The sequence below is a fragment of the Ralstonia sp. 22111 genome, from assembly GCF_052045895.1.
In the GTDB taxonomy this organism is placed as follows: Bacteria; Pseudomonadota; Gammaproteobacteria; order Burkholderiales; family Burkholderiaceae; genus Ralstonia; species Ralstonia wenshanensis.
Window position 1 is genome coordinate 94,002 of record NZ_JBQEPR010000008.1, and the last position, 13,624, is coordinate 107,625.

A 13,624-nucleotide genomic window follows, 5' to 3' on the forward strand; every position below is an offset into this window, starting at 1 on the left:
GGTTATTGGTGCGCGTCGTCGCCGGCAGGTTCCACAGGCGACGTTGCCGCCTCACGTGGAATCACATACCCCACGCCGCGGATGTTCTGGATGAAATGGCTGCCGAGCTTCTTGCGCAGCGCATGGATGTAGACCTCGACCGTGTTGCTGCCGACCTCTTCATCCCAGCCGTAGAGGTTGTCCTGCAGTTGTGCGATCGACCACACCTTGCCCGGCCGCGCCAGCAGCGCATGCAGCACCGCAAACTCGCGGCCCGACAGCTTGACCGGCACCCCCGCGCGCAGCACCTCGCGGGTGACGGGGTTGAGCAGCACCTCGCCGTGGCGCATGAGCGGATCGGCACGGCCGCCTTGCCTGCGCAACAGCGCATGCATGCGGGCAGCCAGTTCCTGCAGGTCGAAGGGCTTGACCAGGTAGTCGTCTGCGCCGGCATTGAGACCGGCCACGCGGTCGGCCACGGCGTCGCGCGCGGTGAGGATCAGGATGGGGATGGCGATACCGCGCTGGCGCACCTCGCGCACCACGTCGAGCCCGTCGCGCTTGGGCAGGCCGAGGTCGAGCAGCATGAGATCGAACATGGTGGTGCCGGATTCTGCACCGGCAGCGCCGGGGGCGGTCACGGCGTGCACGGCAGCCTCGCCGTCGCGCACCCAATCGATGGCGAAACCGTCGTGGCGCAAACCCTTGCGCACGCTGTCGCCGATCATGTCGTCGTCTTCTACGAGAAGCACACGCATCACTGTCTACCTGGGGTATTCGAGAAACCTACGCTGAAGCCTACGCCCTGGCATGCATCCATGCCACCCGCCCTCACCGCCGAACGCATCATAGCGCTGTCGGTGCACCCGCCCCATGGAAGCCGGCCCGTGCCAATGTCGTGACGCTTGGCACCTGTTTGCGTCCAGAGGCGAGTGCCACGATGACGTCGTAGGCGTACTGCAGCGTCATGCGCCTTAACGTCAATGGAGAACGAAGATGCCACGCAGACTCTCGGACCAAACTCTGAAGAAAGGCAATGGGGAAATCGCAATCACCTTCCTGCAAGAAGGCTTCGGCAACTTCCAGGCAGTCAAAACCAATGACCCGGGTGATGGCTCAGAAGAGTGCACAGTCACGTTGCATTACAGCGGCGGCTCTATCGAGGGCAAGACTGGCAACGGCCACGGGCACGCAGAAATGGACGCCCTGCACCAGTTGTGGGCCGACGTCTGCAACAAGGACCTGAATACATTCCTGACCTATTCGCGCAACCTCACGCTCGACTGCACCGACAAGCCGTGTTGCGTCAAATGCTCCTCGGTGCTCGGCTGGATGGGGGTTTTGCCGCGCACCGCCGATACGAAGAAAACGCCGTACACAATGGGAAAAACGTCATGGAACGTCAGCACTGACCTACTGAACCTGATACGCGAAGTCACGAAAGTGCCCACCGATGCCTTCCGGCAGTTCGCCAACATGAGCCAGTCCGATGTCCGCAAGCATCTGTAGCAGTACGGCTGGGCGGGCGGCTCGCGCTTTGTGCAAAACCGCCCGCAAACTCACTCCCGCGTCAGAATCCGCCCGATTTGATCAGTTGATTCAACGCGCCGATGTTCAGGCTGCCCCAACCCGTCGGGTAGTCCCAGCCTTGCGCGGCGTTGTAACCGTAGCCCTGGTAGCCGTTGTTGCCCGAGACCACGTCATAGCGCAGCAGCGACGCGTTGGCCGGAATGGCGCTGTACAGGCGCGCCGCCGGGAAGCCCAGGTTGCCGTTGGCCGCCAGCAGCCGTGCCCAGAAGCCGACGAAGATGGGCGATGCGAGACTCGTACCGCCAATCTGCTGCAGTCGCCCGTAGTTGTAGATGTAGGCGCCGGTGCTCTGCGCCGCATCGAACGACACATCGGGCAATAGGCGCGCATTGCCGCCCTGCCAGCTCGGCGCCGGCAGGATCTGGCTGATGCCGCCGCCCGTGGCCCAGAGCTTGCCGTTGCCGTCGAGCCCCTCGTTCCACACGCTCTCGCTGGCGAAGCTCGATCCGCTCGTGTAGAGCGTGGTGCCGCCAATGGCGAGCACGTGCGGTGACGATGCCGGCCACGATACGCTGTAGTTGCCGTCATCCGGATAGCCGCGGTTGTTGCACTCGTAGACGCCCTCGTCGCCCGAAGACACGGAGAACGTCTGCCCCTGCGCGGCGGCCGTGGTGAAGATGGCCTCTTCGGCGTCGAGCGTGCCATCGGCGCTGGCGTCGTTCTCGCACCAGCCGAGCGACACGTTGATGATCTTGGCGGTGTTGTCGGTCACCGCCTTGTTGAAAGCCTTGGTCAAGCCCGTGTTGCCCGGCGCATTCAGGTCGGCCATGTAGAAGGCGAGCTTGCCGACCGCGCCGCCGGCCGCACCCACGATGGACTGGCTGTCGAGGTTCCACTCACCCTGGCCTTCCTGGTCATCGGTGTAGTTGCCGCTGGTGCCGTTCGTCTTGATCGTGGTGGTGGACACCGTGGCGTAGCCGTTGTTGCTCGTAAACGTCCGCAAGTCACGCAGCGTTTGCGATACACCGCCGATGGTGATGACACCAACGGTGGTGCCCGCCGCCGTCGGCACGCCGGTCGCGCCATACAGCGCCGGGAATTCCTTCGGGTAGTGGCCCGTTGCGGTGCCGGCCGCCAGCGTGCGCGCTTCGGCCACATCGCCCACGCGCAGCAACGGACGCGCGCGCGCCACGTTCTGCAGGCCCAGCACCGAGCCGACGATACCGCCCAGGGCGCGCGGCACCTGCGCCTTGCCGCTGTTCGCAAACCCGCTGCGGCCGGTCAGCTGGTAATGCACCAGCGGCGTGTTGAATGCCGCCTTGACCGTGCCGGCCGTACCGCGCGCCGACACCAGCAACCGGTTGGGCGCAACGTCAATATCGATAAAACCGTTCTGCCGCAGATAGCGCACCACGGCATCCACCTGCGCCTGCGTGGGCGCGTGGTCGGCCAGGAACTGCTCGCTCGTCAGGTACTTGCGGTAGCGCGGGCTGCGCGGGTCGTTGACGTCGTGGGCAAGCGTCTTCAGCGTGGCCTCGTTGCGCAGCTTGAGGCTGATCAGCACGTCGGTCGCCTGGCCCGGTGCGACCTCGTTAGCGGCACCGCGCGCCATGAGCTGCGGGCCGGTCACGAACGCCTTGGTGTGGGTGTCGACCCAATCGGTGGCAGCATGCAGCGGCCCGGCCGCAAACACCAGCGGCCATGCATACGGCAGATGGCGGCACAGGTTGGAGAAACGCTGCATGGGGAGAGCAGTACGGAGCATCGGATGTCCTTTTGAGGAGTACGACGTTGCAGGACCACGCCGCTTGTGACGACGTGGGCGTCGTTCACCGTATCCAACCCGCTGCCCTCGCAACAGTGCAAAAACAGGCAGTTGCACTCGGAGCGCGCTGCATCTAGCAACCCCTCGCCGGGCGGTTGCGTACGGCTGCGCTTGCCTTTATCGTGATGCGGTCCACCATTCGAACCCGCGCGCAGATGAGCGCCCAGCAAGCCACTTCCTCCGCCAAACCTGAAGCACCGACCGACCTGCGCGAGCGCATCCGCGCGGCGCGCCCGTCGCTCTCTCCGGCCGAACGCCAGGTGGCCGACTGGGTGCTGCGCCAGCCCGGTACGGTGCTGAGCCTGCCGGTGGCCGCCATCGCGCGCGAGGCCGGTGTCAGTCAGCCCACGGTTATCCGCTTCTGCCGCTCGATGGGCTGCCATGGCCTGTCGGATTTCAAGCTGCGGCTCGCGCAAGGCAACGTCGCCCGCGATGCTGCACCGGCGCGCATCGCGTCTCCCTCCGGCACGCGCGTCCTGCAAAACGCCATCGATTCGCTCACCACGCTGCAAGACCGCTTCGACCCGCGCACGCTCGATGCGGCGGTTGCGCTGGTCGACAGCGCCCACCGCATCGACCTGTACGGCTTCGGCAGTTCAGGCGTCGTGGCGCTCGATGCGCAGACGAAGTTCTTCCGCTACGGCATTCCCGCGAATGCGTATAGCGATCCGTATCTCGTGTCGATGTCGTTGAACGTGCTGCAGGCGCGCGACGTGGTGATCGCCATTTCCAAATCGGGCGCGTTGCCCGAACTGCAGACGGCGGTGGAGCGCGTGCGTGAACTGGGCGTGCGCGTGATTGCCGTGACTGCGCCCGGCAGCCCGCTCGCGGCACTCGCCGATGTGGTGCTGCCCGCAGACGTGGACGATGCCGTGGCCGACCGCTCGATGGTCGCGCGCCTGTTGCACCTGGCGCTGCTCGATGCGCTGGTGCTGGAGGTGGCGCTGCGCAAGGGCAGCGCACTCCAGCACGCCGATCAACCCGAGTAACACCAACGCCAACGCAGCGTCAGTGTCCCTGCGCCACCGCGTGGTCCATGGCAGCACAGAGGCCGATCAGCCCCGGGTACGGGGAATGAATCACGTACACCGGCATCGACGCCACATAGGCCGAGAAGCGGCCCTTGTCTTCAAAGCGGCGCCGGAACGGTGAGTTGGCAAACGCCGGCCCCAGACGCGGGACGATGCCGCCGCCGATGTACACGCCCCCGCGCGCACCCAGCGTGACCGCCAGGTTGGCCGCGATGGTGCCGAGAAACGCACAGAACGTATCGACGGCATAACGGCAGCGCGCGTGGTCGCCAGCGGCATCTTCCATCTCGCCCAGCGCGATGGCGGTGATGTCGGCCGCGCGGCGCAACGTTGGGCCTTGCTGCCAGAGATCGAAGCACGCACCCAGCGCCTCGTAGATCAGCTCCAGACCCATGCCCGAAATCAGCCGCTCGGCCGACACATGGCCGAAGCGCTCGCGTGCGAAGCGCCAAATGACGGCTTCCTCGTCGTTCATCGGCGGAAAGGCGACATGGCCGCCCTCGCCTGCCACGGCGATGTAGCGGCCCTCGGCCGTCGGCAGCAGCGATGCGACACCCAGGCCCGTGCCGGCGCCGAGCAGCGCCCGCGGTGCATCGGCCAGGCTCGCGCCGCCGCCCACCTGTTCCAGCTCGTCTGCGGGCAGATACGGCAACGCGTGCGCCAGCGCGGCAAAGTCGTTGAGCACGACGAAGGTGTCGAAGCCCAGCGACTGGCGCATCGCCTCGATTGAGAACGCCCAGTCGCGGTTGGTCATGCGGATCTGGTCACCCAGCACCGGATTGGCGATGCCGATGGCCGCATGGCGCACGCCAGCGGTTGCGATTTCCGGCGGCAGCGATGCCAGGTACGCGCGCATGGCTGCTTCCAGCGACGGATAGTCATCGCCGGCCAGCACACCGATGTGGGCCAGGCGCATGGGCGCCATCTCCAGCGCAAAGCGCACGTTGGTGCCGCCCACGTCGGCCACCAGCCGCGGGTAGGCCAGCGCATCGGCCAATTGGTCGGCCCCCGTGCCCGCGTTCACCTCATGTAGTCCAATAGACATCGAGCGGCACCTCCCGCTGATGAATGACGTAGCTCACCGGCAGCGCGCGCTGGGCCACGCCTCGCGCGGCATCGTCGAACACACCGCGCTTGACCGGCCCGGAGATCGAAAGGAACAACCGCCGCGCCGCACACAGCGCAGACAGATTCAGGCTGATACGCCGATGCGGCGCTGTGCCCGGGCGCACCGGCAGATAGGCCGGCGCCTGCGTGCGATCGATGCCCTCGTTCAATTCGGGCGCGTCGGGAAACAACGATGCGGTATGCCCGTCGTCGCCCATGCCGAGAATCACTACGTCGGGTTGCTGAAACGGATCATTGGCAGTTGCCACGCATGCATCCACGTCCACCGATTCGCCATGCACATGCGGTGACAACACCAGCGGAAAAAAGCGCGCCGCAGCCGCGGCATCCTGCAACAGGTGCTCGCGGACAAGGCGCGCGTTGCTGTCGGCATGCCCGGGCGGCACGGCACGCTCGTCTACCAGCGTGATCGACACATCAGCCCAGCGCAGCGGCAACACGCGCAGTGCGGCAAACAGCGCGATGGGCGAACGCCCGCCAGAGACAGCCAGGCACGCGCTGCCCTGTTCCTCGATCACATGCGTGAGCGTGTTGGCAACGGCCGCTGCCAGCGCTTGCACCTGCGCAGCGGCGTCCGGAACTGCGTGCCAGCGCATCGCCATTACATCTCCTCGTGCCAGGCGGCGTTGTCGCGCGAGAGCAGCGCGCTCGATGCCGCCGGCCCCCAACTGCCAGCGGTGTAACCCTTGGGCGCAATGCGCGCTTCGTTCCACGCTTCAATGATCGGCTCGACCCAGCGCCAGGCTTCGGCCTGCTCATCGCGGCGCACGAACAGGCCGAGCTTGCCGTTGACAGCGTCCATCAGCAGACGCTCATACGCGCCGGCATGGCGCACGCCGCCGTGGTCGGTAAAGTCCAGATCCAGCGTGGACGGCTGCAAGCCCAGCGCCGCGCCCGGCGTCTTGGTCAGGAACTGCAGGCGGATGCTTTCTTCCGGCTGCAGGCGGATGACCAGACGGTTTTCCGGGAACTGGATCAGCGGCTTGGGAAACAGCGCGTGCGGCACATCGTGAAAACGCACCACGATCTCCGCGAGGCGCTGCGGCATGCGCTTGCCCGTGCGCAGGTAGAACGGCACGCCGGCCCAGCGCCAATTGGCAATCTCCGCCTTGATCGAGACGAACGTTTCGGTTCGGCTGTCGGGCGGAATGCCCTGCTCGTGCAGATAGCCCTGCACCGGCTGCCCGGCGATGGCGCCTTCCTGATACTGGCCCCGCACGGTCTTTTCCGGCACCTCCTGCAGCGGAATCGGCTTGAGCGCCTTGAGAATCTTCAGCTTTTCGTCGCGGATGGCGTCTTGCGACAGGCTCGACGGCGGCTCCATGGCGACGATACACAGGAGTTGCAGCAGGTGGTTCTGCACCATGTCGCGCAGCGCGCCGACGCCATCGTAGAAGTCACCGCGCTTTTCCACGCCCAACTGCTCGGCAATGGTGATCTGCACGTCCTTGATCCATTCGCGGCGCCACAGCGGCTCGAACAGCGCGTTGCCAAAGCGGATCGCCATCAGGTTCTGGACGGATTCTTTACCCAAGTAGTGGTCGATCCGGTAGATCTGGTCTTCGGCAAAGAATTGCGCCACGGCGGAGTTGATGCGCTCGTTCGACGCGAGATCGGTGCCCAGGGGCTTTTCCAGCACCAGCCGCACATTCGGCGTATTCAGCCCGACACGGGCGAGCTGCGCGCAGATGTCGATGAAGAAGCCAGGGGCGGTGGCCAAGTAGCACACGGTTACCGGAGCGCGGTCCTCGCCCAGCGCGGCGGCCAGCCCGTCGAACTGCTCGGGCTTGCGGGCGTCGACCTGCTGATAAACGATGCGCTCGGCAAACGAAGCCCAGGCGTCGTCTGAGACGGGCGCCCCGGAGTACAGGCGCATGGTCGGGCGCGTTTCACGCTCCAGCAGGGCAAGGTAGCCGGCGGTCTCCAGCGGCTGCGTGCCGATGGCGAAGATCCGCCCGCGCGGGTGCAGTTCGCCGCCCTGATGCGCATCGAACAAGGCCGGAATCAGCTTGCGGCGGGCAAGATCGCCCGTACCGCCGAACAACACCATGTCGAATGCGGGCACCGACATCGTCATCTCCTGTGTGTGAGCCATCGATTAGGCTAGCCTAGCTGACTAGCAAGACAACACGTGTTTTTAGCTCATTTTGTAGTATTACTACATCGCGGGCAAGGCATTCATGAAACTGCCCCGGCAAGCGTTTCCGGCGAAACTTTTGCCGCGGGGCACCTGCTTTGGCGCGCCTTCTGGCACGCAATTCGCGTGCTCGCCCGTGTTAAGGGCGCTGCATCGGATGCGGTACCTGTGGAAAACCCTGCACCACATTCGGCGCATTTGTAGGAAAATTACAGCATTCCGTCCTGCCCGGACCTACCCCCCAGGAGAACCCGCATGGCCCTGCACCGCACTTTGGCCGCCGTCACCCAGCGCATCATCGACCGCAGCCGCGGCCCCCGCCAGGCCTATCTGGACGTCACCCGCAAGAATGCCGGCCGCAGGGTCGAGCGTACGCTCCTCTCGTGTACGAACCTCGCCCACGGTTTTGCGGCCATGCCGGGTGAAGCGAAGATCCGCCTGAAAGCGCTGGAGCGGCCGAACCTCGGCATTGTCTCGGCGTACAACGACATGCTCTCTGCCCACCAGCCGCTGGAGGCATTTCCCGCGTGGCTCAAGCAGGCCGCGCTGGACGCTGGCGGCACCGCACAGTTTGCCGGCGGCGTGCCGGCCATGTGCGATGGCGTGACGCAGGGGCAGGACGGGATGGAGCTGTCGCTGTTCTCGCGTGACACGATTGCCTTGTCGACAGCAGTAGCGCTGTCGCACCAGATGTTCGATGCGGCGCTGTACCTGGGCGTGTGCGACAAGATCGTGCCGGGACTGGTGATCGGCGCGCTGTCGTTCGGCCACCTGCCCGCCGTGTTCGTGCCGGCCGGCCCGATGACCACCGGCATCAGCAACGATGAAAAAGCCCGCACGCGCCAGCTCTACGCCGAGGGCAAGCTATCGCGCGCCGACCTGCTGGAAGCCGAATCCAAGTCGTACCACGGTGCCGGCACCTGCACGTTCTACGGCACGGCCAACTCCAACCAGATGCTGATGGAGGTGATGGGCCTGCACCTGCCGGGTACCGCCTTCATCAACCCGAACACGCCGCTGCGCGAGGCGCTCACGCGTGAATCGGCGCGCCAGGCGCTCAAGCTCGTCTTCAGTGGCGACCAATACACCCCCATCGCCGACGTGCTGGATGAGCGCGCCTTCGTCAACGGCATCGTCGGCCTGCTGGCCACGGGCGGCTCGACCAACCACACGCTGCACCTGGTGGCGATGGCGCGCGCGGCCGGCATCCTGCTCACGTGGGACGACTTCAACGATCTGTCGGGCGTGATTCCGCTGCTGGCGCGTGTGTACCCCAACGGCAAGGCCGATGTGAACGAATTCCAGGCGGCGGGCGGCCTGTCCATCGTGATTCGCGAGTTGATCGATGCCGGCCTGCTGCACGACGACGTGACGACGATCATGGGCAAGGGCCTGCGCCGCCATGCGCAAGAACCTTTCCTGGACGGTGACAAACTCGTGTGGCGCGATGGCGCCGCCGCCTCGCTCGATACCAACATCGTGCGCGGCGTGGCCGAGCCGTTCTCGCCCGACGGCGGCCTGCGCGTGCTCGACGGCAATATCGGGCGCTCGGTCATCAAGGTGTCGGCGGTCAAGCCGGAACATCGCTTTGTGGAAGCGCCGGCACGCGTGTTCCTCGCGCAGGACGATCTGATCAATGCATTCAAGGCCGGTGAACTGGAGCGCGATTTCGTGGCTGTGCTGCCGTATCAGGGCCCGGCCGCCAACGGCATGCCCGAGCTGCACAAGCTCACGCCAACGCTGTCGGTGCTGCAGGAGCGCGGTTTCAAGGTCGCACTGGTGACGGACGGCCGCATGTCGGGCGCGTCGGGCAAGGTGCCGGCCGCCATCCACATCACGCCGGAAGCGCTCAACGGTGGGCCGCTGGCGCGTGTGCGCGATGGCGACATCGTCGTGCTGGATGCGGAAGCGGGCACGCTGCAAGTGCGCGTGCCGGAGGCGGAGTGGAAAGCCCGCCAGGTCAGCACGCCGGATCTCTCGCACTACCACGCCGGCGTTGGACGGGACTTGTTCTCGGGCTTCCGCCGCAATGTGTCGGCGGCGGAAGAAGGTGCCTGCACGTTGTTCGTATCGGCAGGCGCATAAGCCGAAGACGATCTACCGGTCGAGGCCCGATGCCTCGGCCGGCTAGTTACATCTACAGCATCGACTTGTCGATCGAGATGCCCAGTTCACCGGCCATCTGTTCGACGAGCGCCTGCAGCCTGGCCACCTTGTCGGCCAACGCCTTCTGCTCCGCCTTCAGCGCCTCGAACTCGGACGGCGCGATGGACTCGTCAACGCCGCCTTGCCGCATATCGGCCTGCGCAACTTCACCGCACAGCAGGTGCATCCAGCGGCTTTCGCGCTCCCCCGGCATACGCTGCAGCTTCACCACATAGGGCGGATCGTGCTCGGCCAGTTCGTCCAGAAACGCTTCAACGGATGAAATATCGGCAAAGGCGTGGAACCGCGCTGCGTTCAGCCGCAGCTCGGCTGCGGTCTGCGGGCCGCGCAGCAGCAGCACCGTGAGCAACGCGACCGATTGGCTCGGCACAGCCAGCACGCGGTTCATGTTGTGCTCGAAGCGCGGCACGCGGCTGCTGCTGCCTTCCATGACCAGACTCATCGATTTCAGCCCGTCGATGGCCGTGAGTATCTCGGCTTCGGTCACGGACATGACGGGCGCACGTGCGGTCTTCTGGTTGCAGCCGGCCGCCAGCGCGTTGAGCGTTAGCGGGTAGGTGTCGGGCACCGTGTGCTGCTTCTCGACCAGAACGCCGAGCACGCGTCCTTCAAGTGCGGTCAGGGTGCGGATGGCGCGACGCTGTGGAGCGTCGGAATGGATGTTCATGATGGGACGGCGACGGATACGCTGTGGGTTGGGGCAAATCGGATCCCAGCATCATATCCGCCACGCGCAGGCAAGCGACCCTGCCTGCGCAACAGCAAGCGAAACTCAGCCCTTGGCCGGACCGCGCACCAACAACACCGGCGTGGTCGCCTGGCGGATGAACTTCTCGGCCACGCTGCCCAGCATCGCATGCGCCAGCCCACGGCGGCCGTGCGTGCCGATCACCACCACATCGGCGCCACTGCGCACCGCTTCGCCTTGCAGAGCGGCGGCCACATCTTCCCCCACGTTCTGCGTTTCCACCAGCACCGTTTCCTGCTGCAAACCGGCAGAGGTCAGCGTTGCGGCGGTGTCGGCCAACAACGCGGTGCCGGCCTGGATAAACGACTTGCGCAGCTCGGTCGGGTCGTAATAGCCGACGTCGAACAGCATGGCAGGGCTGTCGACGATATAGACCGCGCGGACAGTGCTCTGGAATGCCTTGGCCAGGCGCACGGCCTCGGCCAGGGCCAGCTTGCTGGTTTCGCTGCCATCAATGGCGACCAGGATCTTCTTGTACATGGTTCAAGCCTCGCAGGGGAGTGGTTGTCGGAATACTGTGCCGGGGCAGCAACATGGCCGCCTACGCACTATTCTGTGACATCCACGGCCCTTTTGCGTTGCGCCAGATCAGATGGCCGCGACCATGCGACGCAACAATGCACCGCCATCCGCCCGCCCCTCCGCCCGAGTTGATTGCTGCTTACCGCAGCGCGCGGTATCGCGTCAGCACGCCGGAAGGCGACGTGCTGCTGCGCGTCGATGCCGTCAACCCATGCGTGGCGGCTCTGCTTGCGCAAGCCAACGCACCGTGGGCCGTCTTCGTGACGGCGCATCAGCCGTTCTCCCACCCGGTGTCTGCCGATGAAAACGCTGCGCGCCAGGCAGAACTGCTCGCCTGGGCCATCGCGCGCGGCATGCCGTGGCTCGATGGCGAAGGCGGGCCACCGGAAGATTCCCCGGCAAACCCGTGGCCGCCCGAGCCGAGCCTGCTGCTGTTCATTGAAGACGAGGCCGTCGCCGACACCCTGATGCTCACGTTCGAGCAGAACGCCGTAGTGCTGTGCGATGCGCACGGATTTTGTACCTTGCGTTGGCACCCGTATCTGCCAGACTGATTTTGCACAGGGCACTTGGCAGACAGCGCTTTGCAGCACCCTAAGTGGCGCTTCCGATTCCTAAGTGCTTGCGTGGATACATCAGCAGGAGGTTTGTATGGAACTGCACATGCAATCGCATCATTGGGAGCGCCGCATGCCGGACTGGCTCGCCGCCAGCGTGGCAGGCCTCGTGGGCGGCGCACTGGTCATCGTGCTGGAGTTCTTCTGGTCAACCATGGTGCTCAATGAAAGCCCATGGCGCCCGACCCACAAGATCGCCGCCATGGTCATGGGCCGGGGCGCGCTGGAAGAGATGTCCCTGTTCAGCTACAGCATCGTGGCGACGGCGCTCGTGCTGCACTTCGTGCTGGGCGCGATCATGGGGATGATCCTTGGGGCCATCATCGCACCGTTCCACTTCGACTCGAGCCCCGGCATGCTCGCAGCCGTTGGCGTGGTCTTCGGGATCGTGGCGTACGTGGTGAACTTCTACGGCATGACGGCCGTGTTTCCTTGGTTTGTGTCGGAGCGCGGCTCGGGGCCGCTACTGGCCAACCTGCTGTTCGGGGTGGCGGCGGCCATCACCTACGGCATGCTGGAGCGGCGCGTGGGCGAACCGATGCACTGATCCCTCGACCTTTTTCCTGCGGCGCCGCAAGCTGAGCGGCGCCATCAGGAGGCGGCCGCCTCTGGCAACCCATGCCGGAGGCGGCCGCTTTGCATTGCGGCGCAGCACGCAGATGCCGCATTGGCGCGATCCGCACGCGCGGTGCGCCTCGTCCTTACGTTGCCTTGCACGATCCGGGTGCGCGACCTAGCCTGTCTTTAGCGTGTTGAGGGAATCCCTCGCCGGGAGGTGCCCATGGCCCTTGCGATTGCGCTCGTGCTGATCGTCGTGCTGGCGGTGGGGTTTCACTTTGCCAGTCCGTGGTGGATCACCCCGATCGCCTCCAACTGGGTGCGCATAGACGACACGCTGACGATCACCATCGTCATTACCGGCGTGTTGTTTGTCGCCATCAACCTCTTCGTCGTTGCAGCGCTCCTGCGCTATCGCCATCGCGATGGCCAACCCAACCAGCGCGCCGCCTACGAGCCGCACAACACGCGACTGGAATGGTGGCTGATCGGCGTCACCACGGTGGGTGTGGCGGCGCTACTGGCGCCCGGCCTGTTCGTCTATGCCGATTACGTGCGCCCGCCATCGAACGCCCTGCAGATGGAAGTGCTCGGCCAGCAATGGCAATGGCGCTTCCGCTTTGCCGGCCCCGGCGGCAAGCTCGGCACGACCGACGTGCGCTACATCAGCAACGACAACCCGTTCGGCATGAACCCGGCCGACCCGAACGGGCGCGACAACTACCTGATCGAAACCCCCGAACTGCACCTGCCGATCAACCGCCCGATCCAGGTGCTGGCGCGCTCGCGCGATGTGCTGCACGACTTTTATGTGCCGCCGTTCCGCGCGCGCATGAACATGGTGCCGGGCATGATCACCACGTTCTGGTTCACGCCCACCAAGGCGGGGCGTTACGACATTCTGTGCGCGCAGCTCTGCGGTATCGGGCACTCCAACATGCGCGGTGTGGTGGTCGTGGAAGACGAGGCATCGTTTGCACGCTGGCTCGCACAGCAGACCACCTTCGAGCAGAGCCAGAAGGCCAAGGTGCAGGCCGCCTCCGCCGCTGCCGGCGGCAGCGCGCAGGCATTGGCCGAACAAGGCCACACGCTCGCGCAGGCCAAGGGCTGCGTCGCCTGCCACTCGGTCAATGGCAGCCCAGGCGTCGGCCCGACATGGAAGGGTTTGTACGGCTCCACCCAGACCATGGCCGACGGCTCGACCGCGGTGGCCGATGAAGCCTATCTGCGCGCCTTCATCCGCGATCCGAAAGCGCGTGTGGTCAAAGGCTTCGCGCCCATCATGCCGAACTTCGACCTGAGCGAGCAGGAGCTCGCAGCGCTGGTGGCGTACATCAAGGCGCAAGGTGCCGACGCTGCGGCGACCGCTGCAAAACCGTAGCG

General features: G+C 65.5%; 13 protein-coding genes. 6 read left to right on the forward strand and 7 right to left on the reverse strand.

Annotated elements, in window-relative coordinates:
* Positions 1-2: 2 nt before the first annotated feature.
* Positions 3-737, reverse strand: coding sequence for a response regulator transcription factor (locus ACTJK4_RS19495; RefSeq protein ID WP_232038937.1), 735 nt, complete (start codon positions 735-737; stop codon positions 3-5).
* A 238-nt stretch (positions 738-975) separates the two neighbouring features.
* Between ACTJK4_RS19495 and ACTJK4_RS19500 the strand changes: the two genes are divergently transcribed.
* Positions 976-1,488 (forward strand): hypothetical protein, encoded by a 513-nt coding sequence (locus ACTJK4_RS19500; RefSeq protein ID WP_440818723.1) that lies wholly within the window; start codon positions 976-978, stop codon positions 1,486-1,488.
* A gap of 61 nt (positions 1,489-1,549) precedes the next feature.
* Here ACTJK4_RS19500 and ACTJK4_RS19505 read toward each other — a convergent pair whose 3' ends face one another.
* Positions 1,550-3,274 (reverse strand): S53 family peptidase, encoded by a 1,725-nt coding sequence (locus tag ACTJK4_RS19505; protein ID WP_440818724.1) that lies wholly within the window; start codon positions 3,272-3,274, stop codon positions 1,550-1,552.
* A 215-nt stretch (positions 3,275-3,489) separates the two neighbouring features.
* Here ACTJK4_RS19505 and ACTJK4_RS19510 point away from each other — a divergent pair, with 215 nt between their 5' ends.
* Positions 3,490-4,323 carry a MurR/RpiR family transcriptional regulator gene (locus ACTJK4_RS19510; protein WP_440077773.1) on the forward strand — a complete coding sequence of 278 codons (834 nt, stop codon included), beginning with the start codon at positions 3,490-3,492 and terminating at the stop codon, positions 4,321-4,323.
* A gap of 19 nt (positions 4,324-4,342) precedes the next feature.
* Here the strand turns inward: ACTJK4_RS19510 and ACTJK4_RS19515 are convergent, their stop codons facing one another.
* From ACTJK4_RS19515 to zwf, 3 genes are read right to left on the reverse strand one after another with little or no spacing between them, the layout of a single operon-like run.
* The gene (locus ACTJK4_RS19515; RefSeq protein WP_414563138.1) at positions 4,343-5,410 is read right to left on the reverse strand and encodes a glucokinase; all 1,068 of its coding nucleotides are present in this window, start codon (positions 5,408-5,410) and stop codon (positions 4,343-4,345) included.
* A complete protein-coding gene (pgl, locus tag ACTJK4_RS19520; protein WP_260803461.1) occupies positions 5,391-6,095 on the reverse strand; it encodes a 6-phosphogluconolactonase in 705 nt (234 codons plus the stop codon). The genes ACTJK4_RS19515 and pgl overlap by 20 nt, the downstream gene beginning before the upstream one ends.
* Positions 6,095-7,564 (reverse strand): glucose-6-phosphate dehydrogenase, encoded by a 1,470-nt coding sequence (gene zwf, locus ACTJK4_RS19525; RefSeq protein ID WP_232038932.1) that lies wholly within the window; start codon positions 7,562-7,564, stop codon positions 6,095-6,097. The genes pgl and zwf overlap by 1 nt, the downstream gene beginning before the upstream one ends.
* Positions 7,565-7,885: 321 nt before the next feature.
* Between zwf and edd the strand changes: the two genes are divergently transcribed.
* Complete coding sequence (edd, locus tag ACTJK4_RS19530) at positions 7,886-9,715, forward strand: phosphogluconate dehydratase (protein ID WP_316879853.1); 1,830 nt, start codon at positions 7,886-7,888, stop codon at positions 9,713-9,715.
* A gap of 52 nt (positions 9,716-9,767) precedes the next feature.
* Here the strand turns inward: edd and ACTJK4_RS19535 are convergent, their stop codons facing one another.
* Both ACTJK4_RS19535 and ACTJK4_RS19540 read right to left on the reverse strand, forming a co-directional pair.
* The gene (locus ACTJK4_RS19535) at positions 9,768-10,463 is read right to left on the reverse strand and encodes a YceH family protein (protein WP_316869137.1); all 696 of its coding nucleotides are present in this window, start codon (positions 10,461-10,463) and stop codon (positions 9,768-9,770) included.
* A gap of 105 nt (positions 10,464-10,568) precedes the next feature.
* A complete protein-coding gene (locus ACTJK4_RS19540; RefSeq protein WP_024977942.1) occupies positions 10,569-11,024 on the reverse strand; it encodes a universal stress protein in 456 nt (151 codons plus the stop codon).
* A gap of 137 nt (positions 11,025-11,161) precedes the next feature.
* Here ACTJK4_RS19540 and ACTJK4_RS19545 point away from each other — a divergent pair, with 137 nt between their 5' ends.
* The 3 genes from ACTJK4_RS19545 (at position 11,162) to ACTJK4_RS19555 (ending at position 13,622) form a co-directional block, all read left to right on the forward strand.
* Positions 11,162-11,620 carry a DUF3293 domain-containing protein gene (locus tag ACTJK4_RS19545; RefSeq protein WP_440077772.1) on the forward strand — a complete coding sequence of 153 codons (459 nt, stop codon included), beginning with the start codon at positions 11,162-11,164 and terminating at the stop codon, positions 11,618-11,620.
* Positions 11,621-11,717: 97 nt separating this feature from the next.
* Positions 11,718-12,230, forward strand: coding sequence for a hypothetical protein (locus tag ACTJK4_RS19550; protein ID WP_316879848.1), 513 nt, complete (start codon positions 11,718-11,720; stop codon positions 12,228-12,230).
* Between the two features lie 234 nt (positions 12,231-12,464).
* Complete coding sequence (locus ACTJK4_RS19555; RefSeq protein WP_440818725.1) at positions 12,465-13,622, forward strand: cytochrome c oxidase subunit II; 1,158 nt, start codon at positions 12,465-12,467, stop codon at positions 13,620-13,622.
* Positions 13,623-13,624 lie beyond the last annotated feature (2 nt).